At 43.3% G+C, this 22,575-nt stretch carries 33 protein-coding genes; 7 read left to right on the top strand and 26 right to left on the bottom strand.

The features are described from left to right. Positions 1-57 precede the first annotated feature (57 nt). The 6 genes from JOD21_RS06480 to JOD21_RS06455 form a co-directional block, all read right to left on the bottom strand. Positions 58-444, bottom strand: coding sequence for a group-specific protein (locus tag JOD21_RS06480; RefSeq protein ID WP_204728832.1), 387 nt, complete (start codon positions 442-444; stop codon positions 58-60). A 19-nt stretch (positions 445-463) separates the two neighbouring features. Further along, complete coding sequence (locus tag JOD21_RS06475; RefSeq protein ID WP_204728831.1) at positions 464-997, bottom strand: GNAT family N-acetyltransferase; 534 nt, start codon at positions 995-997, stop codon at positions 464-466. Between the two features lie 48 nt (positions 998-1,045). Next, on the bottom strand, positions 1,046-1,480 hold the full coding sequence (locus JOD21_RS06470) for an 8-oxo-dGTP diphosphatase (RefSeq protein ID WP_204728830.1): 435 nt from the start codon (positions 1,478-1,480) through the stop codon (positions 1,046-1,048). An 81-nt stretch (positions 1,481-1,561) separates the two neighbouring features. Continuing rightward, positions 1,562-2,488: an NUDIX domain-containing protein gene (locus tag JOD21_RS19550; protein ID WP_204728829.1), complete on the bottom strand. Its 927-nt coding sequence runs from the start codon at positions 2,486-2,488 to the stop codon at positions 1,562-1,564. Between the two features lie 13 nt (positions 2,489-2,501). Next, positions 2,502-3,515, bottom strand: a complete 1,014-nt coding sequence (locus JOD21_RS06460) for a S66 family peptidase (protein WP_204728828.1) — start codon at positions 3,513-3,515, stop codon at positions 2,502-2,504. A gap of 13 nt (positions 3,516-3,528) precedes the next feature. Next, positions 3,529-4,029, bottom strand: coding sequence for a GNAT family N-acetyltransferase (locus tag JOD21_RS06455; RefSeq protein WP_204728827.1), 501 nt, complete (start codon positions 4,027-4,029; stop codon positions 3,529-3,531). Between the two features lie 91 nt (positions 4,030-4,120). Between JOD21_RS06455 and JOD21_RS06450 the strand changes: the two genes are divergently transcribed. Then, entirely contained in the window at positions 4,121-4,558 is a 438-nt protein-coding gene (locus tag JOD21_RS06450; protein ID WP_204728826.1) for a PH domain-containing protein, read from the top strand. Between the two features lie 9 nt (positions 4,559-4,567). Here the strand turns inward: JOD21_RS06450 and JOD21_RS06445 are convergent, their stop codons facing one another. Genes JOD21_RS06445 through JOD21_RS06425 form a run of 5 tightly spaced genes read right to left on the bottom strand, consistent with a single transcriptional unit; the run spans position 4,568 to position 6,550 of the window. Beyond that, positions 4,568-4,891: a hypothetical protein gene (locus tag JOD21_RS06445; RefSeq protein WP_204728825.1), complete on the bottom strand. Its 324-nt coding sequence runs from the start codon at positions 4,889-4,891 to the stop codon at positions 4,568-4,570. Positions 4,892-4,919: 28 nt separating this feature from the next. Next, the gene (locus JOD21_RS06440) at positions 4,920-5,420 is read right to left on the bottom strand and encodes a GNAT family N-acetyltransferase (RefSeq protein ID WP_204728824.1); all 501 of its coding nucleotides are present in this window, start codon (positions 5,418-5,420) and stop codon (positions 4,920-4,922) included. Next, positions 5,413-5,886, bottom strand: a complete 474-nt coding sequence (locus JOD21_RS06435) for a site-2 protease family protein (protein ID WP_204728823.1) — start codon at positions 5,884-5,886, stop codon at positions 5,413-5,415. The genes JOD21_RS06440 and JOD21_RS06435 overlap by 8 nt, the downstream gene beginning before the upstream one ends. A 45-nt stretch (positions 5,887-5,931) precedes the next feature. Continuing rightward, on the bottom strand, positions 5,932-6,255 hold the full coding sequence (locus tag JOD21_RS06430) for a DUF3784 domain-containing protein (RefSeq protein WP_204728822.1): 324 nt from the start codon (positions 6,253-6,255) through the stop codon (positions 5,932-5,934). A 28-nt stretch (positions 6,256-6,283) separates the two neighbouring features. Then, a complete protein-coding gene (locus tag JOD21_RS06425) occupies positions 6,284-6,550 on the bottom strand; it encodes a hypothetical protein (protein ID WP_204728821.1) in 267 nt (88 codons plus the stop codon). Between the two features lie 343 nt (positions 6,551-6,893). Between JOD21_RS06425 and JOD21_RS06420 the strand changes: the two genes are divergently transcribed. The 5 genes from JOD21_RS06420 (at position 6,894) to JOD21_RS06400 (ending at position 8,860) form a co-directional block, all read left to right on the top strand. Beyond that, positions 6,894-7,163, top strand: coding sequence for a hypothetical protein (locus JOD21_RS06420; protein ID WP_204728820.1), 270 nt, complete (start codon positions 6,894-6,896; stop codon positions 7,161-7,163). A gap of 14 nt (positions 7,164-7,177) precedes the next feature. Then, a complete protein-coding gene (locus JOD21_RS06415; protein ID WP_239581457.1) occupies positions 7,178-7,804 on the top strand; it encodes a nucleotidyltransferase domain-containing protein in 627 nt (208 codons plus the stop codon). A 69-nt stretch (positions 7,805-7,873) separates the two neighbouring features. Further along, positions 7,874-8,416, top strand: a complete 543-nt coding sequence (locus JOD21_RS06410) for a ribonuclease FAU-1 family protein (protein WP_204728818.1) — start codon at positions 7,874-7,876, stop codon at positions 8,414-8,416. 13 nt (positions 8,417-8,429) lie between these two features. Then, positions 8,430-8,636, top strand: a complete 207-nt coding sequence (locus tag JOD21_RS06405; protein WP_204728817.1) for a hypothetical protein — start codon at positions 8,430-8,432, stop codon at positions 8,634-8,636. Between the two features lie 41 nt (positions 8,637-8,677). Further along, the gene (locus JOD21_RS06400; RefSeq protein ID WP_204728816.1) at positions 8,678-8,860 is read left to right on the top strand and encodes a hypothetical protein; all 183 of its coding nucleotides are present in this window, start codon (positions 8,678-8,680) and stop codon (positions 8,858-8,860) included. A 101-nt stretch (positions 8,861-8,961) separates the two neighbouring features. Here JOD21_RS06400 and JOD21_RS06395 read toward each other — a convergent pair whose 3' ends face one another. From JOD21_RS06395 to JOD21_RS06355, 9 genes are all read right to left on the bottom strand, one after another. Next, entirely contained in the window at positions 8,962-10,182 is a 1,221-nt protein-coding gene (locus JOD21_RS06395) for an MFS transporter (RefSeq protein ID WP_204728815.1), read from the bottom strand. Positions 10,183-10,240: 58 nt separating this feature from the next. Next, a complete protein-coding gene (locus JOD21_RS06390; RefSeq protein ID WP_204728961.1) occupies positions 10,241-10,813 on the bottom strand; it encodes a metalloregulator ArsR/SmtB family transcription factor in 573 nt (190 codons plus the stop codon). A gap of 275 nt (positions 10,814-11,088) precedes the next feature. Next, positions 11,089-11,838 (bottom strand): class I SAM-dependent methyltransferase, encoded by a 750-nt coding sequence (locus tag JOD21_RS06385; RefSeq protein WP_239581456.1) that lies wholly within the window; start codon positions 11,836-11,838, stop codon positions 11,089-11,091. A gap of 153 nt (positions 11,839-11,991) precedes the next feature. Then, positions 11,992-12,342 carry a DUF2200 domain-containing protein gene (locus JOD21_RS06380; RefSeq protein ID WP_204728812.1) on the bottom strand — a complete coding sequence of 117 codons (351 nt, stop codon included), beginning with the start codon at positions 12,340-12,342 and terminating at the stop codon, positions 11,992-11,994. 25 nt (positions 12,343-12,367) lie between these two features. Then, positions 12,368-12,907, bottom strand: a complete 540-nt coding sequence (locus JOD21_RS06375) for an AAA family ATPase (protein WP_204728811.1) — start codon at positions 12,905-12,907, stop codon at positions 12,368-12,370. A 55-nt stretch (positions 12,908-12,962) separates the two neighbouring features. Next, positions 12,963-13,190 carry a type II toxin-antitoxin system Phd/YefM family antitoxin gene (locus tag JOD21_RS06370; RefSeq protein WP_204728810.1) on the bottom strand — a complete coding sequence of 76 codons (228 nt, stop codon included), beginning with the start codon at positions 13,188-13,190 and terminating at the stop codon, positions 12,963-12,965. A 215-nt stretch (positions 13,191-13,405) separates the two neighbouring features. Beyond that, a complete protein-coding gene (locus tag JOD21_RS06365; protein ID WP_204728809.1) occupies positions 13,406-14,272 on the bottom strand; it encodes an AraC family transcriptional regulator in 867 nt (288 codons plus the stop codon). Between the two features lie 92 nt (positions 14,273-14,364). After that, positions 14,365-16,317, bottom strand: coding sequence for an ABC transporter permease (locus JOD21_RS06360; RefSeq protein ID WP_204728808.1), 1,953 nt, complete (start codon positions 16,315-16,317; stop codon positions 14,365-14,367). Continuing rightward, the gene (locus tag JOD21_RS06355) at positions 16,307-17,071 is read right to left on the bottom strand and encodes an ABC transporter ATP-binding protein (RefSeq protein WP_204728807.1); all 765 of its coding nucleotides are present in this window, start codon (positions 17,069-17,071) and stop codon (positions 16,307-16,309) included. The genes JOD21_RS06360 and JOD21_RS06355 overlap by 11 nt, the downstream gene beginning before the upstream one ends. Before the next feature lie 246 nt (positions 17,072-17,317). Between JOD21_RS06355 and JOD21_RS06350 the strand changes: the two genes are divergently transcribed. Beyond that, positions 17,318-18,196: a helix-turn-helix transcriptional regulator gene (locus JOD21_RS06350; protein ID WP_204728806.1), complete on the top strand. Its 879-nt coding sequence runs from the start codon at positions 17,318-17,320 to the stop codon at positions 18,194-18,196. A 111-nt stretch (positions 18,197-18,307) separates the two neighbouring features. On the opposite strand, the gene JOD21_RS06345 is transcribed toward JOD21_RS06350, so the two are convergent. The 6 genes from JOD21_RS06345 to JOD21_RS06320 form a co-directional block, all read right to left on the bottom strand. Continuing rightward, positions 18,308-18,868 carry a PepSY domain-containing protein gene (locus JOD21_RS06345; protein WP_204728805.1) on the bottom strand — a complete coding sequence of 187 codons (561 nt, stop codon included), beginning with the start codon at positions 18,866-18,868 and terminating at the stop codon, positions 18,308-18,310. A gap of 121 nt (positions 18,869-18,989) precedes the next feature. Continuing rightward, the gene (locus JOD21_RS06340) at positions 18,990-19,733 is read right to left on the bottom strand and encodes an ABC transporter permease (protein ID WP_204728804.1); all 744 of its coding nucleotides are present in this window, start codon (positions 19,731-19,733) and stop codon (positions 18,990-18,992) included. A gap of 13 nt (positions 19,734-19,746) precedes the next feature. Next, a complete protein-coding gene (locus tag JOD21_RS06335) occupies positions 19,747-20,661 on the bottom strand; it encodes an ABC transporter ATP-binding protein (protein ID WP_204728803.1) in 915 nt (304 codons plus the stop codon). A gap of 23 nt (positions 20,662-20,684) precedes the next feature. After that, entirely contained in the window at positions 20,685-21,095 is a 411-nt protein-coding gene (locus JOD21_RS06330) for a DUF3021 domain-containing protein (protein WP_204728802.1), read from the bottom strand. Beyond that, complete coding sequence (locus JOD21_RS06325) at positions 21,088-21,585, bottom strand: LytTR family DNA-binding domain-containing protein (protein ID WP_204728801.1); 498 nt, start codon at positions 21,583-21,585, stop codon at positions 21,088-21,090. Before JOD21_RS06325 ends, JOD21_RS06330 begins: the two co-directional genes overlap by 8 nt. A 300-nt stretch (positions 21,586-21,885) precedes the next feature. After that, positions 21,886-22,473 (bottom strand): PepSY domain-containing protein, encoded by a 588-nt coding sequence (locus JOD21_RS06320; protein ID WP_204728800.1) that lies wholly within the window; start codon positions 22,471-22,473, stop codon positions 21,886-21,888. Positions 22,474-22,575 lie beyond the last annotated feature (102 nt).

Below are 22,575 nucleotides of genomic sequence, written 5' to 3'. Positions count from 1 at the left end.
GTGGTGGACCTCCCATGAAGATAGTTTAGTATGATTGATAGACGAACACACTGATACTCAGATATTTGCAACCACTGTCTCTACCAATTCATCCAATGTACCAAAACATTTTTTAACTTCAGGTAAATGATAAAACGTACTTGTGGTGTCAGGGTTGTTTATACTTTCATCTGGTGAATAAAGAAAAACCCCCTTGCTGTGACTGAGTGCCATGCCCATCTCAATATGACTTCCTTTCCCGCCCGGAAGAAGAACCACAAGGAAGTCCGCTTCAATGACTGCATCTTTTTCTTTTTGACCAATTAATTGCAGTTCTTCAATAGTTGAAGCTCTCTCATTTACCGTCCAGTCATAAGTTAGTGTATGGCCCTGCTTAATCAGACGATTACTAATATAACGCACATTTTCTTTATTAATTAAGCTTGATGCAATATAGAATTTCATAACTTCCCTCCAATGATGATCACGATTCTCTGAGAAATGTCTCCTGGAAAATACCCATCAATATCACACTGTGCCAATCCCCGTCACGAAACAGCTGATCACGCTGCTCTCCTTCTATTTCGAAGCCAAGCTTTTTATACAAACGGACAGCACGTTCGTTAAATGAAAATACGCGCAGATAAACCTTGTGCAGGTTCAGTTCCTCAAAAGCATACGCCAACAGTAATTGCATAGCCTCACGTCCAAAACCCTTCCCCCACTGCTTCTGCTCTCCAAGATCAATCACACACTCAGCATGTCTGTTTTTGTAATCAATATGAATCAGTGAAATAATGCCGATTGGCTGAGATGTTTCTTTCAACTCAATCATATAGCTCTTTGCATCACTTGCTCCTGAAATCATCTGTATAAAAGCCGCCGTATCCGCTTTTGTGTACTGATCCATTGACGGACTGGTGTTTTTCATCACCTCAGGGTTGTTCCGCCAGCTGTGATAAATCTCTGTATCTTCTTCAGTCACTTTGCGTAAAGTCATTCTGTCAGTTGAAAACATCGTAAATCCCCCTGTGTTATAACTATTCTTACAAATACTCCACAATCTTCACGTTCTCCTGACCGTCATCTTCCCTTCCTGATCCCTTTCGTTATCCCATTCCACCTGAACCTCAAAAGTACCCTCTTCAAAAAACAAAGGAAATCTTCTTCTGATGGAATCCATCATAGGAAGTTTATAAGCCTCTTCAATCGTCACCCATACAGGTTTACCTTCAGGCGAATGCTCCAGCAATTCACCTGTAAAGCTTTTAGATAGATAGTTAAAAATCATATACCGGTCATTTCTCTCAGGATTCACATATTCATAAAGCCCCTTATAAACAAGGTCGCTCACTTCTAATCCTGTTTCTTCCTTCACTTCTCTGATCGCAGCCGCTGTAAAACTCTCAGGAAATTCAACCTTTCCGCCAGGCGGAATAAAACCTTTAAACTGGTCGTGCTGTCTATCAAGCAATAATACAGAATCTCCATTCTGCACCATACACACCGTCCAAAATTTATAATTTATGTTATCCACTTTATTCTCACCTCAAGTAGCACCCGTCTGATCCCAGGAGAACAATCAAAATAACTCAGGTAGATATTCAGCAGTCAAAAAAGTCCTCAGTTCATGATCAACACTGATCAGCTCATCCACTTTAATCCACCTGTATTCAAATACCGCCCCGGCATCTTTATCCGCTCCTGAAACCTTATGGATCCAGACATCCTGCGTATCAGCTTGCGCCAACAGTAAGTAATCATGCCTCTCAACCATCTTTTGAATAAAAGGCTTGTAGTATGTAGTGTCGCCTAACTTTCTTATAAGCTGTAAATCTGACAACCCTGATTCTTCATGAATTTCTCTGAATAAAGCAGCCTGAAGCCACTCTCCCCGCTCTACTCCGCCTCCCGGAACACGCAAGTCTGATCCGGGGAATGAATGAACCAGAAGCTCATAGGTATCATCAACTGATTCACGCAAAATGAACGCTACCACCTTTATTCTCTTATCTTTTTCTATGATCTTCTCAGCACTTCGCCATGCTTCTTCATATACTTCATTCCAGCCATTAAAATCCTCAGCAAGCTCTTTTATCCCGACAAACTTCCGGTCTGTGGCTTCAAACTCAGCTGAAAATGGATGAAGCTTCGTAATATCCATCCTGAAAAATACCTGATAGCCAACCTGCGGATAGCGCCCTGACGGATCCCAGTGTTCATTTTCTCGATGGTCAACTGTGATATAGCCGATCATGCGGCAGTCACCCTCCACATAACCTTCCTCCATCACTTCTCTTTTAAAAGCTTCGAGTGGCGTCTCACCTTCATCCACATGGCCGCCCGGGAGATCCCAGCCTCTATGGTTAAGATCTGTCATCAGCATACGGCCTTCATGAAAACAGAATCCATGTACACTGGTGATACGCCTTTCATCAGGCATTACACTGCTTTCTGTCCAGCTGAGCCTGACCTTTGCTTCTCCCCATTTCACATACGTTGTTGTCATGCCGGTCCCCTCTTCACCTGAAGTGTTGTACAACTGTTCCTTTGCCGCTTTTCACTTCCACCTCAGCATACGCTCCGTTTATCAACGTGACCTGCGGCGGCATATGACCGCAGTCAATATCGTAAATGACTGGAATCTGCAGTTCTTCTGATAAGTCTTTGTACACATCTTCAGCGGTATACCCATCGACTTCATGATTTGCAGCACTTCTGCCGAACATCATACCTGAGCAATGCTCAAACCACCCGGCAAGTTTCATTTGCATGAGTGACCGCCTTAAGTCAGTTGTGGACAGTTCGCAGTTTTCAAAGAACCAGAGAACCGGCTCATCCTGAATATATGTGTTGCGAAAGGCTTCCACGTCTCCATAAGGTGTTCCGATTAGGTGTCTGACTACATCTATACAGCCGCCAAGCAGACGACCCTTCATTGTCTCAGGGTTTCCGGATACAGTTTTCCATTCTGTCTCTTCTGTCAGATCGAAAATATGCGGCGTTGGATTTTCAAAGTCCCATTTTTTCTGATAGAGCGCTGAGGAATGCTGCGTAACAGATTCGCCTGCTTTTGTGAGAAGAATCTTCTCCCACATAGCAGTCGTCTCATCCATCGATTCTCCTCTCAGGTCAACGAGGTTAGTGCCGTGCGCAGTCGCAATGCCTTTCGTCAGGGTGATCGCGAGCAGCAGGACACTTGTATCTGAATAACCCAGTATCCATTTAGAAGGAATACGGTTAAAGTCCAGATGCTCAAGCGTCTCAACCAGCAGCTCGCCACCCCACGGCGGGATGAGGAAATCTACTTTGCCATTCTGAATGATGCTGTGGAAATCTTTTGCACGGACGTCTGCAGGTGCTGACTTTGCCTTGTGCTGTGTCCATGCACTTTCACCGAATATCAGCTGATAGCCTCTCTTCTGCAGACTCTTTTCGGCTCCTTTTAAAAGAGGGTGCAGCGCTTCCGGCACGCCGGATGATAGTGCTGTGACACCGATGGTTGCTGGTTTATGTAGTGATGGATATTGGATCATATGAAAACCTCCATTAGTTTAAAAGCTTTGACATATAATACTCGTCAAACATGCTTCCGTTAATCTTCAGCGACTGTCTTTTCGTCCCTTCAATGTCAAAGCCCTGTTTTTGATAAAGCGCCAGTCCTGCTTTATTTTCTGTCACAACCGTTAATTCAAGTCTTGAAACGCCATGCGCTCCAGCCCACTGCTCCATCTGCTGAAATAATTGAGTGCCAATACCTTTCCCGCGATACCCGGGCAGGATGCCGATGACAAGATATGCAGCGTGTCTATTCCTCATCGCACTTCCACCTATGGCAAACATGTATCCAATCAGCTGACCCTGTTCTTCCGCAACCAGCACAGTAGAGTTCTCCTGTTTTTTAAGGCTCTCAATCTGTTTTAACTGCTGTTCAGTGGTCGTTTTTCGTTCTCCCGCCTCCATCATCATGAAGTCAGCCTGGCTTTCCACCTGCTGGATCAGCAGCCTGAGATTTTCTGCGTCTTTTGGTTCTATTTCTCTAATAAACAAACGGATCAACTCCTCTGGATATGATAAATTATTTTTAAAGATGAAACGTGACCTGGATGTAAAACGTAAATTGACGAAGGAGTGTGATCATATGTACTTCAAATCCAAAAGAGACCCCTGGATGACCGTTCTGCTCTGGGCCTTCGCAATCGCGTTCATCTCATTTCCGATCTTCTTCCCGAAGTTTGGTGTGTGGATGACACCCGGCTTTTTAGATCAACAATGGATCAAGATTGCAGCCTTATCACCAATTGGCTTTTTGTGCTTATGGATCTGGTTTGAAACGGGTTATACGGTTAATGAAAATGTACTTAAAATAAATTATGGACCGTTTAAAAAGCTGATTAACATACAGCAGATTAAAAGCATCAGAGAAACGAAAAATCCATTTACAGATCCCGCTTTATCAATGGATAAAATTGAAATCAACTACTCCGGTTTTAAAACCATTGCCATCTCACCTGAAAACAAGAATGTGTTTATCAGGGAACTGATGAGACATCATCCTGAGATCCAAATCAAAAGCTGATCGCAATATCTATGAAGTGGTTGAACGATAATCTCTTTTCCTGCTGATAGAACGCAGCACTGCTGCACCAACCACCAGAAATACAATATACAAAACAACTGCAGCTGCCATATTGAACAGCCATGGGATAGTAGGCGTGTAAGTTACCTGCACAGCGCGGGTGTACCACATGAAGTGAAGAATCATCAGAGCAAAGCTGAGTAAGGTCATCGCATAAAATCCTGCAGAGCTGAGCCTCGTTTTTTTCATCGTAAGATAACCGGTTGTGAAACTGATCAAGCCAATCAATAAAAGGAATACATAAAACAAATTCGCAACAGTCTGGATATCCAATTTGCAGCCCCCCCTTGATTATCAGGATTCACATGATGATATATTCCATCAGACTCATCTCGCTATTTATGTCCATCGCCTTCTGAAAACCGCATTTCCCATAGCTTTTAATCGCCCTGATATTATTGTTTTTCACTTCTAAAATAACTTTTGATACACTCTCATTTCCAAGGTGATTAAGCATTAACTGTATAAGTGCTGTCCCGATTCCTTTTCCCCATAACCCTGGATCGCCGATAAATTGATCAATGCCATACACATTTTGATCCAGGCCGTATGTATTCAAGTCAGCTTCCTGAATCGGATAATATTGAATGTAGCCAATCGGCTGATTCTTGTACATTGCGATACAGGGCGTCACGTAATGTGATCCTTCTATTCTCGGTTCGTATTTTTGACGGATTCTTTCAAGGTCAGAAGGAGGCTCCTCGTAAAACTTCAGCACCTGCGGATCGTTCAGCCATTTCATCATAAGTGCGAAATCACTGAATTCCATCCGTCTTATCTTCAGATCGTCTTTTTCAATCATCAGTATTTTCCCTCTTCCATATCTCCGCCAGCCACTTTCCATCACTGTCATAGCCCGTAGAATATGTAACCGGGATTAATGCTGAAATAATCAGCACAGCTGTAAAACCGAAAAAGTACCCGTCCAGAAAGTGGTGATGATTAGTGTAAACCTTAAAAATGATCACAATCGCAATGGAGAGTAAGTTAAACAAAACGCCACCAAGCGCAACGAAAGATAACCTGATTTTATGGCGATCCTGATCCAGATTATTGTCATAGCGCAGCATGCCCATCATAAAAAACACTTTATTTACCTGTATGTATTTGCCCACCGCAAAAAGCGGATCACCAATCCCTATCTCAATCTTTTCAACCTTTCCACCAAACGCCCTGGCAAAAGCGGCATGACCAGCTTCATGAATGAATACATTCAATGGCTGAAAAAGAAATAGTGCTACGATATAACCAACCAGCATTTCAAACATATCAGCCACCCTTTCCAGAACGTAATTCAACCCTGCTTAAAAGAGTTACAATCCTTTTTTAAAACGATCTCCTGTGTTGCTGTAAACGACTGCGAAGATGATTAAAACAAATAGGAGTACGATTCCCACCCCAAACAAAAACGGGATATCTAATATCTCACTCAACCCAAACAGCAAAAGACTAAAGCTTACTCCGTACATGACCTTGCCCATAAACTTGCACAGGGCAACTTCATCGTACTTTTCTTTCTCATCTTCAGGCAGGGTATTATAACCTGCAATCAATGAAGCACCTTTGCCTCTGGAAAATACAATACCTATGATCAAAAAAGACACCATCAGCACGAAGTTAATGATTGCCGCTTCCATTTCAGTCACCTCCACTGAAAAATCATTGCTATGCGATCGTTTTTCTCTTACTAACTTTTTGTTTTATATACTCGGTGATCAGAACTGCAAGAAAAGCGAGCGAAATGATTTCCAGAAACATAACAGCTCCTATGCCGGGAATTAGGCTGAGTAAAAAAGCTGCGATAGAGGATATGGCATATGCAATCAGGTCTTTAACATCTTCACTTTTGAACAGCTTGTTCAAAACATAATGCGCTATTAATTGACCTGCTGTTGCCGTGATAATTAACAATATTAGGTTATATAAAATCATGACTCCTCCTGTAGTTATGCCTGCTAGTACCTCTTCCGCACTGCTGACCGAAACCCTCCTAACTCAACAGTAGGCTTTTCTCTATTGGAAACTGAATAAAAGCAACCAGCACGGTTAATCCAAAAACAATCTAGCCAATCATCTTCAGTAATGAGGCAATTTTGTTTTCCCGAGGCATGACACGAACATTCCTTTAAATTTCCAACTATGCTTATACTTCTCAGTTTAACTGAACCGAAATACCGATTCTACTAAACTGTGGATTTTTTCTAAAAATTCTCATTATGAAGTGTCTGATCGTATTTATTAATGTTAGGATATGTTTCGAAGGAGATGATACATAATGGAAAAATATCTGCTGGCATTTTCAATCATGTTTTTGGGCGTATGTATTGTAGCTGCCGCCTGGATTGTTTCCCAAGAGACAAATGGAGATGCAGTTCCGGTTAAAAGTGACGGCGAATCCAGATATGAACTGATTTCACCGAATGAAAATAACCTTATTATTTTCGATCATGAAACCGGCGAATACTGGAGAACATTTATCGAAGCAAATGAAGGGCCAACCAGCTGGGAGAAGGAATATTCCCCGGTTGAGGAGCGCGGGGAATAGGAGAAGACATGACTATGCAAACAGATCATTGGAAATCGTCTTCAGTCAATGAGATTCAAATCCTATTTCAAGGTGCGCACATCCAGTGGTGGATCGCAGGAGGATGGGCACTGGACTTGTATCTAGGATGTCAGACACGCGAGCATAGCGATATTGACGTTGTGATTTTGCGCGATGATCACCTGACATTACATGATTATCTGAGACGTGATTGGGAATTATTCAAAGCTCACAAAGGAGAATTAATCCCATGGAAACATGGAGAATCTCTTCCTGAAAAATTCGATAACATATGGGTAAAGAAAAGCGGTGAGCTTTTTTGGTCCTTTCAGGTAATGATTCTTGATACTGAAGATCATCAATGGATCTATAAGCGACATAGGCAAATCAGGAGAAGCTTACAGGATATCGGGCTTGAATCTGCGGACGGGGTTCCTTATTTAAAACCTGATATACAACTGCTGTATAAAGGCGGAAGTTCTGTGATTCGGGAAAAAGACCTCATTGATTTTGAACGCGTTTGTTCTTTGATGGACGTTGAGAGCTGCAAATGGCTGAAAAATGCCCTTCTTGTTCAGTTTCCTGAAGGACATCAGTGGGTTGACCGATTGGATGAACGGATGAGAAAAGGTAGTACCTGACATTCACTTAGATAGAAAATATTCTTCATGGTAAAATAAGTTAAATAAAAATTTGATTTGGAGGACCTCATGCTAAAAAGAAAATACGGAAACCGTCCGGACTGGCAGCGGATTATCACGAGAAAATCTGCCACTGCAATTGAAGATACAGATCGTTTCAGAGGAGACTTAACTCTCCTGCATGCAGTGAAAGTCACTGCACCGGCATCTTTTACATACGGTGAAAAAGAAATATGTATCATTGACGACGGCTATACCTGGCTGCAGCAATTTCCTGCTGATGCTAACCATTCAGTTACGACCATGTTTGATGCGGACGGAAACGTGGTTCAATGGTACATAGATATTTGTCTTTCAAATGGGAAAGATGAGCAGGGCCCCTGGATGGATGATCTGTTTTTGGACCTGATCCTTTTACCTGGCGGTGAGCTGATTGTAAAGGATGCGGATGAACTTGATGAGGCATTGGATAATCAGGTCATCGATCAGAAATTGTACGACCTTGCATGGAAAGAAGCTGAAACGCTGATTGACTTGATCAAGAAGGAACGCTTTGAGCCGGTTCGTCTGTCTTATTATCATAAAGATAAGCTTGAAAAAACGTTCAGATGAGGAGTTGGCCATTATGATAAACGGGAGTAAAACACTTCTTTATGCCGGATTGGTTTTAACAATTCTGCCTTTATTGTTGATTGTAACCGGTGGCATAGCGGCAATCGCAGGATCTGAAGGCATCGCTTATTCACTTGTACTTGGTTGTATTATTCTGGTGCTGATAGGTGTACTGATGCTGATTGGATCGGTGATTGGTAGTATTGCACAAAGATTTTAGAGAATGACAATCGCATTAAAACTAATGAGGAAGTGACCTGCATGTTCAAGTCTGAAAAACATAATTTAATTGCGAATATTCTTGTATGGATTTTAGTTCTAATTGTCGTGTTCAATACCATCCGCTTTGATCCGCCTCTATGGTTTAATATACTTATGCCCGCCATTACAGCTATACCAATTTTCAAGAGCATTTATAAGCTGCGCAGAGGAGATGAAGCCTGATGGCTCGATCAAGCTCAATTGTGCGGGGCGATCGGAATTTCTTCAATCTGATGAGTTTCCCCTTCAGCTTTACAGCTTTCAGCCCCCAACCCAGACCAGTCTCACCCGGCCACACTCTCCTTCCTCAGCCGCCTTACCGACCAGCGAAAATTCACCATTTTAAAAGCAATAAAGAAAAGTAGAGCAAATCCAATATAAGTGCTTCCAACAATCACTGATGCATGAAGCGGTGAGAACCATTCCAAAAGAAAACCGGCACCAACCATAGAAAGTCCCATCGACCCATTCTGCACCATAGACAATGTGCCAAATAATGTCCCACGTTTTCCAGCAGGAAGTACTTTCATTAGCACGGTATCAAAGCAAATATTGCTCACGCCGGCAGTCATTGCAATGATTGTCGCAAAGATCAGTGCCTGCCAGAAGGACTGAGACTGACTGAGCACCAGATGCCCGCCCCCTTCAAACATAATCATCAATACACCCAGCAGAATAAAGCTCCCTTTCAGCCTTTTCATCACTACAGAACTCAACATTAGACCAGCGCCAAGAGAGGCATAGATCAAGCCGACACCCAGGTCTCCCTGTTCAAAGACATCCAGCGCAATCAAATTGAAAATGACATTATCCACTCCATTTGCAATTGGCATTAAGAGCATCACCATGAGAAAAACGCGGAGCAGCGGCACCTGCAGAATCAGCATCCCTGTTTCTCTAAATGCAACATGTCCTCTGTCCGTATCTGACTGTTTCACTTGAATCCCAATCAGTCTCTTAACAAACAGCGCAGCGACACCCAGGCAGATTGCATGAATGACAAATAACACATAGACACTTGTCAGAAAGGAAATCACGCCTCCTAAAAGCGAACCAATCACGAGCGTGAGACCAATGACATTTTGCTCAAGGCCGTTCACTGCAAGGAGATTTTTACGCTTTACTATATCAGGAATAAAGGAATATCGCGCAGGCTGATAGATCGCTTCCCCAACAGCCAGAACAAATGAACTGATATAAAGCAGCCAGATAGAATCAGACGTCATAGCAAACAGCGGCAGGATTGCAAAAGGCGTTCTTAAAAGATCTGTATAATATAAAATCCGCGCTTTATCATACCTGTCAGCCAGCATACCGCTGATCGGAGCAAATATGATTGTCGGGAGGATCCTGACTGCCATTAAAGAACCTAAAATTAACCCCGATTCCGTTAACAGATAGATCAGTGCATATACGCCTACCTGTGAAAAACGTGCACCAATCCCATTGGTTAAAGCACTCAGAAATAAATAACGATAGTTTCTTTCTTCATTTAACAGTTTCATTGTCTTCTCCAATCTAATTAGATACTTATCGAATTAGTAAACAAAATATGAAGCCTGTTTAAACAGGCCACATTTCCGGTGGATTCAACTCATATATCCTGTCCTGACGGTACATGAACTGCGCCATGACAAACTCACGTCGTACAGTTGCGAAGTCCGGATGAAATTTCTTGATATGCTCATTCAACTCAGCTTCCTTATAGCTCCTGCCGGCTTCAAGATCTCTCAGCATATATTCCAGCAGAATCAATTTCTTTTTACGCTGGGCTGGAAGAGACTTCAGCGTACCATCTGCATTCGTAAAGTTTTTAATGATCTTAGCTTTTTCGCCTTCATCAAGCTCAAAGGATTCAAACATCTCATCCCCACCAAGCCGCACTACTGAACTGACCATCTGTTCAAGCTTCCGCTCATTCAGATAAAAATAAATCGTATTCTTCTCTCTTCTCTGATACACCACATCAATTTCTTTCAGTTTATTGAGGTGATGCGTAATAGTAGGTGGCTTCAGGCCGAGCTTTCCCGCAATTGCCTGCCCGTGAAGCGGACCATTTTTGAGAAGGACAATAATCCTGATGCGGGTTTTATCACCAAGTGTTTTATAAAAAGAGACCAGTCTGATTAATTGAATGGGAATTACCTCCCTTTTATTTTATCTAATTAGATGGTAATCGAATTAGATGGGTTGTGCAAGGTTTTATTTTGCGAGCGGGACAGGCGGGGTAGCTGCAGTCGGGATTCCTTCAAGCTGGTGAGTTTTTCCTTCAATCAGGAGGTGATTCCATCATTCCAGTACGCATTCCCTTCAACACTGCACCTCTCACGCCGGCCAGCCCACGCGAATCGCACCCGGCCATCAAACTCCAAACCAAAAAGCCCCCCGCAATCAGCAGGAGGCCTCTCAACCTAACTATTCTCAGCAACAATCAAAAACCGATGCTCTTTAGACTCAACATAACCTTTTTTCTTAACCATTCCGTGCAATTCCATCAGCCGCTCCAGCTGCTTCTCAACTGAAAATCCGGGAAACTCCCATTCAATGATTTTAGCGTAATAGACGATTGCGCCTACATCATAGAAGCGCAGATAAGGAAATGCTTCCTGCTGTTCTAACATATTAAAGCCCGCTTCACAAAACTTCTCCGCTTCATTCACAAGCCCAAAACCGTCATATTCAGACTGATAACCTGACATTAAAAACGATGACAACCACTCATTATTCCGGCCACCGACCTGCTGGGTAATGAACAGTCCACCCGGCTTCAGAATTCTTTTAACCTCCAAGATATCATACGCTTCATGGCGGTTAATGATCAGGTCAAATGTGCCATCTTCAAACGGCAGAACAGCATCATCAAAAACCTGCTCCACCTGAATGCCAAGCGGCTCAAGCTTCTCCCTGCACAATGCCACATTCGGCTCCCATGCTTCTGTGACAGCAGTCTTTTCATACGGATGCCCAAGCGTCAGCAAAAATTCTCCGCCTCCTGTTCCCATATCAAGTAATTGCATGTCCTTCTGCAAAGCATTCACCACAATTTTTTTGTAGTCCCAGGGAATAGCCTGTTCTTTTGTTCGTCCCTCAAGTCTGGAAAAATCCCACCCCGAGAAACCTGCTTTTTCTTCCTTTAACCAATCTTCAATATATGTTTTCATCATGACCGCTCCTTTTTCATTTAGTGATTCAATGAAAATGGTGCAGCCATTCGGATAGCTCTAATTACAGCCTGGCACAATCCGCTATCAGAATGTCTGCACCAGGCGGTTACCTGTTTTTAAGTTCATGAATAGGTCACCCCTTTCAACGTGTTACGTCCGTAAAATTTTCTCCATCTTTTTCCCCTTGGCCAATTCATCAATCATTTTATCCAGGTAACGAATCTCCTGCATGATCGGCTCTTCAATATCCTCCACCCTCACACCGCAAATCACACCTTTGATCGCTTTTCGGGAAGGGTTCAGTTCAGGCGCCTGTTCAAAAAACGTTTCAAATTCAGTTTTCTTCTCAATCTCAGCCTCAAGTTCTTCCTGACTGTACCCTGTATGCCAGCGTATGATTTCATCAACCTCTCCTTTTGTACGGCCTTTTCTCTCTGCTTTATTAATGTAATGAGGATAGACACTGGCGAAGCTCATTGTGTAGATTTTGTGTTTAGTCATCATGCTTCATCCTTTCTGTAAGCTTTTATAAAAGCGATAAGTACATGAATGCAGAATTGCTTTTGATTTCTTTCATTACCTGTTCAAGATTAGATAGATTTGTATGCGTCGTATCATATAAATAACGCTGCTTTACGCCTTTTTCTTCAAATTCCTGCACCAATTCCAGGCACCTGTCACCCATTTGGTGATCTTTGATTCTCTCTGCGTCTCTTTTCAGCAATTCATCACGATCCGCCCAAAGCACAACATACATGATCTCTACGTCTGGCACTTGGCTGGACACACACTGCGAAAATAATTCAACTTCTTCCGGAAAAGCTACATAATCAATGACGACATTTTTACCAGCCTGAATAAAATTAATGCTGAGGTCCGCAATATTTTTCCAAACCAGTTCCAGCGAGGCTTCACTTTCCCATGGAGGAAGGTACCCGCCGACCACCATATGATTGATCACATCACCTTCAATATAAGCACTATTTTCAAATGACTCAGCAAGCATTTTCGAGGTTGTCGATTTCCCGACCCCTGCTGGTCCGGATATGATATAGATTCGCTGCATAATGTTCACCTGCTTTGTTGATGTAAATATATTGTAGCAAAAAGGACGTAATTTCTTATTCATTTATCTTAATTTGTTCAATTGACTCAATTAATTTGATCGCATTCTTTGGATTGCGCATCAAATAAATTGTTTCCATCAAACGATTGTATCCCTCTTCCGAAATTACAACTGCATTTTTACCATTGTTTCTTGAAATGACTATAGGTTCACTGTTTTGATGAACCTGATCAAGGACTTTTTTAAAGTTTTTTCGTGCATTGCTGTAACTCATTACTGCCATACATGACAGCCTCCCTGATTCATATTCATATTTTAAGGGCATTATGATCGAGCCAGCTCAGCCAGCCGCGTATGGTCAAAATAGCTTCCACCATTAATCGAAAACCATTCCTTCATGACTGTAACCTTCTACTTTGATGTAAGAATCCCTGCCAATTTTCTACACTTTTCCAAAAACAGACCTGACCGAAAAAATGGCCAGGTCCGTTTCATTCATCATCTCTTTTTAACAGGTACCCAAATCTCACTCCTGAAGTCGGGTGCCGTGGTATCCGGCTGCTCATTCCATAGAATTTCAGGTCCTTCTGTCTGCTCGTATTGATTGGACGGGAACCACTCTGAATAGATTCTGCCCCAGATATTCTGCAGTGTACCAGGGAACGGGCCGACCGCTTCAAATACCGCCCAGCTTGAAGCCTGAACCTCCAGACAGTCAAAATGATCAGGACAGACTTCAGTTGAGGACACGCCTATATAATGATCAAGCCCGCCCTTTTCTTCCATTCTGCCTTCTGAAAAGTTTACAGAGGCACTGATCATTCCTTTGGGTTCAATATCCGAAAGCTGTTTCAGTTCCTGAATATTCTCTGCAGTCAGGCTGTGCCACATTTTTTCAATCTCCGGGTTCACGCCATTGAATACGATCGGCACCCTCTTTTTCAAACCAATCATACGAAATGCATCTTTTTCCACAATGCGTACATTCATATTGTCTCCTCCTCTGATTGTCAGCTGGAAGGTCATTGGAGAGAATGATTTTAACGCTTGATTTGTTGTTCTTGCTTCTGCAGGTGTGACGCCGTGATAGCTCTGAAACGCTCTTGAAAAAGCATCAGCCGACTGGTACCCGTATTTCACTGCCAGATCGATGACCCGATGATCCTGCAGGTCAGAAACAGCAAGTGTCAGCCGTCTGAAACGGATATATTCAGATAACGAGACACCCGCTAGAAATGAAAACATTCTCCTGAAATGGTATTCAGAACACCTCGCCCGCCTGGCAGCTTCTTTCATCTCAATCTCATCTGTCAGATTTTCTTCGATGTAGCTGACAGCTTCGTTAAAATGTTTTAATGTATCCATTCTCATGACCTCCTTGTGAAAAAGAATAACAGTATGTGAATGATGTGATCCGACAATTCATGCCGGATTTGATCTGTCAGACTCCGGTCTCACTAAAACCCCTTCACCACAGCAGCTACCATTCTCCACTTCGAATAAAAGTAAAAGCCAATCTGCAGGATAAAATAAACCCCCGCTATCACTGCAAAGTTGACCAGCACATCAGGGTTCTGCAGAATCCCTCCAATATCAGTGGCCATGGCAATCATGTATAGCAATGCCAGCGTGATACCTGTAAGTGTCGGAATAAAAAAGACAGGAATAAGTTCCTTCGCTATCGCCTTTTTGATTTCAGGAACGGTTACGCCAATTCTGTGAAGATTGCTGAATCTTAAGCGCTCTTTTTCAATATTTGAGAACAAGTTTAGATAGAGAATGACAAATGAGCCGATCAGAAATAAAACGCTGAGAAAGGATATAACAAAGAAGGTAAGGCCATCTGTCTGCCGGTTGATCGCAGCATCCTCCATTTTTGAGGCAACGCTGAACAGCCGTTCGTCTGACGTACCTTCATCGGCTTCTGATGTTACAGACGGTGTGCGCTGATTAACCGCTGCAAATGCAGCTTCAAGATTCCTAGTCACTTCAAAAGCTGATTTCCAGTCTGCAACATTGATAAAATTCATCGTTGCATCAAAGCCGTTCAGGTGAGTTTTCAGAGCATCAAAGTCCTCTTCATTGACCAAAATGAATTCCCCTCCGAGATAGTTCAGGGTGCTCTGAACAAATGTATCATCCTGAATATAGGATTGAGCAGGAGCTTTACCTTCAAATTTCAGTTGAAACTCATATGCTCCGTCAGGATCTGCAGCAGGCTGATTGGGATGAAAAATATATTCCCCCGCCTTCACTTCAATAGAATTTGAAGTGATCTGGTTGAACGTCTGAACACTCACTAAATGAAAAGTGCTGATCCAGCCTGCATATTCATCCTCCTGAAAAAATGTGAAAACCGGCAATGTATCATGCGCCTGAACATGATTTTCTTCAGTATCTACAATGCTGTACAGCTGCTCTTCTGTCAGCTGATTCTTCTCAGCGGTTTGTAAGAATGCAAGATCATAAGGATGACGCTCCTCTATCTGACGGGCGGTATCAAGGTAAGTGAATAACACAATCGTGCTATAGAGAACAGTGACCATAATCATGACGCTGACAAGCATAAGCGTGGAGGTTAACTGTTTGAATTTATAGTCCAGGCTGCTTAAGGATAATAAGTTTTTGTAATACATTCTCTTGCTCTTTTTGACCATTTTAATCAGCAGGCTTGAGAGCTGATTGATGCTGAAATAAAGCCCGACCATTGTCAGGATCATCCAGATAAAAATATAGTCATCACCCTGATTTCCTGTATAAGTAAGATAAAGTCCCGCCACAGAAAAAATGATCAGACCGGCTCCTATCCCGCCAAGAAGTGGGCTGTTCAGCTTCACCACCTCTCCGACCCTGTCACTCTTCAAAGTGAGAATCAGATTTTGTGTGAGGATCATGTAAAGTGTTCTTCCTACTGCTGTGGCAAAGACAAGTAAGTAGACCATAATCGTTGCTGCAAACATCTGAACGTTCAGTCCGTAAGAAATCGTCTGTATGTTCAGTACTGTTGTTAATAATGAGAAGAATAAACGGGAGAACAGAAGTCCGCTCAGCAGACCTGTGATAATCGACAAACAAGCGATCAATCCATTTTCCATCACAAGCAGCTTCACAACATCCCGGTTTGTCATACCCAGTGTTCTGAACAGACCAAACTCACGCTTTCTGCTTTTAATAAAAAGGTGATGAGCATGACTGATAAAAAAGACTGTAAAGACGATCAGCGCAATCCCTGGAATAATTAATGCATACTGGATTGTCTCAGCCATCTTCGCTTTTGTGACATCATCGTTGTAAAATAACGCAGCATATATAAAAAACAGCATGACAGCAAGGCTGTTGCAAACTAAGTAAAATATGTACTTTCTAGCGTCGTGTCTGATCATTTTTCGAACCATCTGGTTAAAAGACATGACTGGCTCCTCCAAATGTCCGCTGATGATCAATAATCTGCTTTAAAAATGATTCCCGGCTGCCCTGCTTCTGAATTGAGGAATGAATAGCCCCATCCTGTAAAAAAACGACCCGCTGAGAATAACTCGCGGCAAACACGTCATGTGTCACCAGAATAACAGTTGTAGAAAGCTCCTCCACCACCTTTTCAAAACATTCCATGATCGCAGCAGACGAAGAAGAGTCCAGATTACCGGTCGGCTCATCCGCTAAAATAATCCCTGGCTCATTCACAAGCGCACGGCTCACTGCAGTTCGCTGCTGCTGACCGCCCGAGATCTGATAAGGATACTGATTAAGAATAGATTCAATACCAAACAGTCCTGACAGATAAACAGCTCTCTTATCCATTTCATCAGCTGATTTACCTTCCAGTACCATCGGAAGAATGATATTTTCCTTAACGGTTAAGCTGTCCAGCAGGTTAAAATCCTGAAAAATAAATCCCAGTTCCCTGCGTCTGAACAAAGCGAGATCGTCCCCTTTAAGCTCACTGATCTTCTCATCCTTAATTGTTACAACACCGCTTGTCGGCTGATCCATACCTGAAAGGATATTCAGCAGAGTGGACTTTCCACTCCCGGATGGACCCATAATCGCTATAAAATCACCTTTATTGATAGACAGATCGAGTCCCTTTAACGCCGTGGTGGAATGCTCCTGACCTGACTCCCCATACACTTTTACAATATTGCCGGCCTCTAAAATCGGCATATGGCACCCCCTTGTCTTTTACACACCTCTATATGGATATAATATCCATATAGAGGTGTGCAAAGCAAATGGATTTACAGAAAAGGCTGGAGGGTGTGAGTTTTTTGTGGACATGGTCATTCGACTCTGAGGGCGGATACGAGATCACACTTTGAAGATTGCTACCGGACCTGCGTGCACTTAGCAAAAAAAGTCAAAACTACCTCAAATCAGTCTGCTATCATTTATTCAAAGGCAGGTGACAGAATGACGAATGAAGCGATCATTCAAAGAACGATTCACTGGATTGAAGAGCATTTACATGAGGATGTAACGGCGGAGGATATTGCTGCTTATGCAGGGTTTTCAAAATACCACTTTCACCGGCTGTTTCAGGCGTCAGTCGGCATGTCATTTTCTGAGTATATAAGAAATAGGAGAATGACAAATGCAGCAGTAGCGCTGATCCACACAGATGCACGGATTATTGATATCGCATTCCATTTTTGCTTCGATTCTCAGGAAGTATTTACACGGGCATTTAAAAAGGTATACGGGGTTCCACCAGGGCAGTACCGCAGGCAGATGATGAAATTAGTGGATCATAAGGAGGAATTGCAGATGGAAGAAAAGTTAACAGGCTGGTTTCTAAGCGGCAGCCATCCATTTAATTATGAAGCGGGTGCAGATACTGAAACCGTTCACCAGGGTAAGCAATCCGGTTATTTGAGATCAAAAACGGTGAACCCGGCAGACGGTGAATTTGCGACAATGATGCAGCAGTTCAAGGCTGACAAATATAGAGGGAGACGGATGAAGCTTTCTGCGTTTTTGAAAACAGAAAATGTGCAGCATATGGCTTCTTTATGGATGCGGGTGGACAGCGCGTCTGAGGAAGTGCTGCAGTTTGATAATATGAGTGACCGCCCGCTTCAGAGTACGTCAAACTGGAATCATTATACGATCGTGCTTGATGTTCCTGAAAACAGTGCAATGGTTTCTTTTGGCATGATTCTCTCCGGCAGCGGGTGTATATGGGCAGATTCAGTTACGTTTGAAGAAGTGGATAAAAAGACACCGACTACGAACCTGCAGACTGAATTTGTGGTGAGAGATGAGCCGGTGAATCTTGCTTTCGAGGAGTAATCACGGATTACTGGCGGACAAGCTGACTTTGCTACAGAAGTGGTCTACACTTGAGCCTGCAATTCATTTCCACACAAAAAGCCGGCATCCCAAGCCGGCTTTTTTGCACGATCAGTCCATATCCACTTCAAGAACCTCACCTGTCACAGCATCAATATCAATACTTGCATCATCACCAAATGTGCCCGTATCGATCTCTACTTCATACAAGACTCTTCCGTCGTCATCGTCCAATTTGACGCTATCAAGTGTGCCTTCTACTTCTTCAAGCGCAATATTGATTGCTTCTTCCTGGGAAATGTATTCTTCAGTTGAACCTTCTGGAAGTGCTGCAGAATCATTATCGTCATCGTCGTCACGCTCTTCTTCCGCTCTCAAAATGTCACCTGTCGACGCATCCATATACAGGTCGTAATCCATATCACCATTATCGATGTCAATATCATAGACATACCCGTCACGCTTTCCTTCAAGCTCAATACTCTCAATCACACCGTCATATTCAGCGAGCGCTTTCTCCTGCGCTTCTTCCACACTGATCAGATCTGATGGTTCTGAAGCAGCAGGGTTAACTGATTCGAAGTTCTGAAACCCGTCAGTCATTGCACCTGCCCCAATCGCTCCACCTAAAATTACTGCACCTGCTATGGTTCCCACTACAACTTTCTTCATCTATAATTCCTCCTCAGAAATTAGGATATTTTCTGTTCTTGATTCTATATTATCCGGTCAAGATGAGAGGATAGCATGAAGAAGATTAGAATTTGATGAGAAACACGCAGCCTTCTGCAGATCAGCTTTTTGATAACTTTAAATAACGTGGATAAGCAGACAGTGCAATGCCAATACAGACAGCGCCGTAAGCAATCAGCACAAGCAGCGAAGCCCAAACATCAAGTACATTTCCTCCGTCAAGAATCACCGTCTGGTAGCCCTGAAGCGCCCAGTAATGCGGCAGGAATTGTGCGATATTCTGCATGATATCCGGCATGAACTCTACAGGCATCCAGAGTCCGCCAAGCATTGCACCACCAAGTGCAATGACCTGCGTCAGGGCAATCCCCATATTTTCAGTCTTTGCGATAACAGCCATAGCCATCCCGCATCCTGTTGAGACAAAGGCCAGCGCAACCGAAATCATGATCAGCGCAAATGCGTTTCCAAGAGGCATATCATAGACAGCTACCCCAAATCCGAACAGCACGGCAATCTGAATCAGCACAATCAGAATGAAAGGGATCCACTTGCCCATAAAATACTGCAGCGTCGGGAGCGGGGTGCTCGCAATCCTGGCTGTCATTCCGCTGTCACGGTCTTTAATAAACGCGATCACAATTGAAATCATAATATAGAACGAAAACATCACCGTATAGCCGGGCACAATCTGAACGACAAGCTGCTCGGAATCAGCACCTGTATTGCCACCAAAAATCGAAATGAATCCAACAATAAAAACGATTGGCAGAATAAATGTCCAGAACCACAGGCCCTTATCCTGTATCTTCTTTTTAAACTCCAGCTTTGTAATAGCATTCATAACAGGCTCCTCCTTATCCTTTATCCCTCAGTTGTGTCCCGGTTAGTTCAAAAAAGATACCTTCAAGCTTCGTCTGGCTGAGTTCCAGTCGCGTCGGCTGCAGAGCCTGACTGTGCAGCGCAAGTGCGACCTTTTGAAGTGTGGCCAGTGGGTCAATACTGGTAATGACATAACCATTTTCCCGCTCCATCAATTCTCCGTAAGGCGCAAGAACTTCTTCTGTAACCTGGTCTCCTTCGATAAAGATAGAAGAGTGACGATGCTTTTCAAAAACCTCTTTCATCGTCCCATGTTCAACCACCATGCCCTGATCAATAAAACCGATGCTGTCACACAGCTGCTCAACCTCTTCCATGTAATGACTCGAATAGACAATCGTCTTCCCTTCTGCCTTCAACTCGTGAATCAGTTCAAAGATCGCCCGGCGCGACTGCGGATCCACGCCAACAGTTGGTTCATCGAGGATAATGATTTCAGGCGCGTGCAGCAGAGCACATCCGATATTCAGGCGTCGCTTCATCCCACCGGAAAAAGTTGAGACAATAGACTTCTCACGCTTTTCAAGGCCAATAAGTGTCAGTACTTCACTGATCTGCTCATTCAAACCCTTACCGGATAGACCGTACAACTGACCGAACAGCAGCAGATTATCACGTGCCGTCAATGTTTCCTCCAGACAAATATCCTGCGGCACATAGCCGATCTGACGCTTAATATCGCGGCGGTATTGATGAACCGGTTTGCCTCCGATCTCCACAGTCCCACCAAACTCTTCCAGTATCCCGACTAATATTTTCATCAGCGTGGACTTGCCGGCACCATTTGGACCAACCAGACCGAAACAGCTGCCCTTTTCAATATGAAGATCCGCATGCTGCAACGCCTTAATCGAACCGTAACTTTTACTGACATCACGAATATCAATCATTTTTCTATCCCCTTTCCCTTGTGTTAACGTCGTGTTTGAATGGATTGATTCATCCGTTTTTCGAGCTGTTTGTAATAGGAATGCCATCCGAACCAGTTCAGAATATAAGTGACTGTAAAAACAACGAAACCAATGAGCAGCGCGCGCGCATTAAGCGGAAACCACCCCGTTAACAGTGTAAATACCGGAAACATCAGGATAAGTGATAAGCTGTAGTGTATGACAGTCTGCTTCAGCATGCTCCACTTTTCAATGCTGAATATGAGCGCAGCAACACTAAAGTAAGCACCCGTGAGCATACTGCCCAAAAGGTTTAATATGATCGTCGTAACCTCCACCTGATCAGATCCATCAAAGGACAGAATTAATGCCACCAGCGTAATTAACGCACCAATGCCAAAACCGCCAAAAATACGCAGAATCACATTACTCATCACGCTGTCCACCTCCATCCAACAGCTGCTCCTTCAGGCCATGAACATATTTCCTTGTCACATATTCCTTGCTGCCTGACTTAAAATACACGCAAAGATTCCCATTAAATGAGAGCTCGAAACGGTCAACTTGATCCAGATTGCCAAGAACGGATTTTGAGAATCTAATGAAGCCGTGCGATGACAAAACCTCTTCCAGCTCATAGAGTTTCATTCTCATTTCAAGTGTACGGCCACCTGCCATCGCAAAGACCTTCCGCTTCTCTGCGAAAATATAATCTATCTCTGACGGCTGCAGTAAAATTGAACGATCCTCTTCAAGTGCCACAATCCGTTTCGGCTGAGCGGCACCTTTTGCGTCCGGCATTTCTGACTCATGCTGTCTGAGCATTTTCACAACTGCTTCCACCTCGTCTGTCCATTCTTTCACCTGTATCGTAATGACAGGCGTTTCCTCATGCTGAGGGTCAATGTCAATTTTTATCTTCATTGTGCCTCCCCTTCTTCTACTTCATTATGTAATTTGTCTTTCCAGTCTTGTTCACTTTTTGCATCACATGCAGGATTCAGAACATGAGATGCAGGAAACGATACATGACCTGTATGACTGATGTCTTTCTATTATGATTCTCGGCTTCGGGGGTAGATTCCTTTAGGTCGAGGTAAGGATGATGGGGCTTAGCAAATAGCGGGCGGTGCCGGAGCTTGCGACTGGAGGACATTCCTTCACCCTGCACTACAACACGAAAAAGCCGGCCACACCCGGCCGGCTCTCTCTAACCTATTCAACTTATTCCATATCCATCTCTAAAATTTCTCCTGTCACTGCATCAATATCGAATTCCGCATCATCATCGTCACCGCTGTCAGTATTGATTTCCACTTCATAAATTGCTCTTCCATCGTCATCATCAAGCTCTACGCTCTCAAGTGTTCCTGACACTTCAGCCAGCGCAATCTCTACAGCCTCTTCCCGAGTAATGTAGTCTTCACTTGTGCTGCCTGCAGTTCCATTTGAAGCAGCTGTTGTACTGTTATCATCATTACGATCATCGTCATCAGAGTCATCGTCACGTTCTTCCTTCGCTTTCAGGATTTCTCCATTTGATGCGTCAAGGTCCAGGTCATATTCCATATCATCGTTTCTGACATCAATCTCATATTTATATCCATTGGCTTCTCTCTCCAACTCCACACTCTCCACAACACCCTCATATTCTGCGAGCGCCTTGTCTTTGGCTTCTTCCACTGTAATAAGATCTGACTTCTCAGCCGGAGCGGGATCTGCCGAACTAAATCCGCCTGTCATCGCACCTGCACCAATCGCTCCACCTAAAATCACTGCGCTTGCCACTGTTCCTACTACTACTTTTTTCATACTTAACGCCTCCTGAAAATTTATTTTGTTTGTTCTTACCCCTATATTAGCCAGGCAAGATGAGAAGAAAGCTTGAGTAAGATTAGAAATTGATGAGAATAT

This window comes from Jeotgalibacillus terrae (assembly GCF_016908195.1).
Lineage (GTDB): Bacteria > Bacillota > Bacilli > Bacillales > Jeotgalibacillaceae > Jeotgalibacillus > Jeotgalibacillus terrae.
This window is presented reverse-complemented; position numbering and strand designations above follow the sequence as displayed.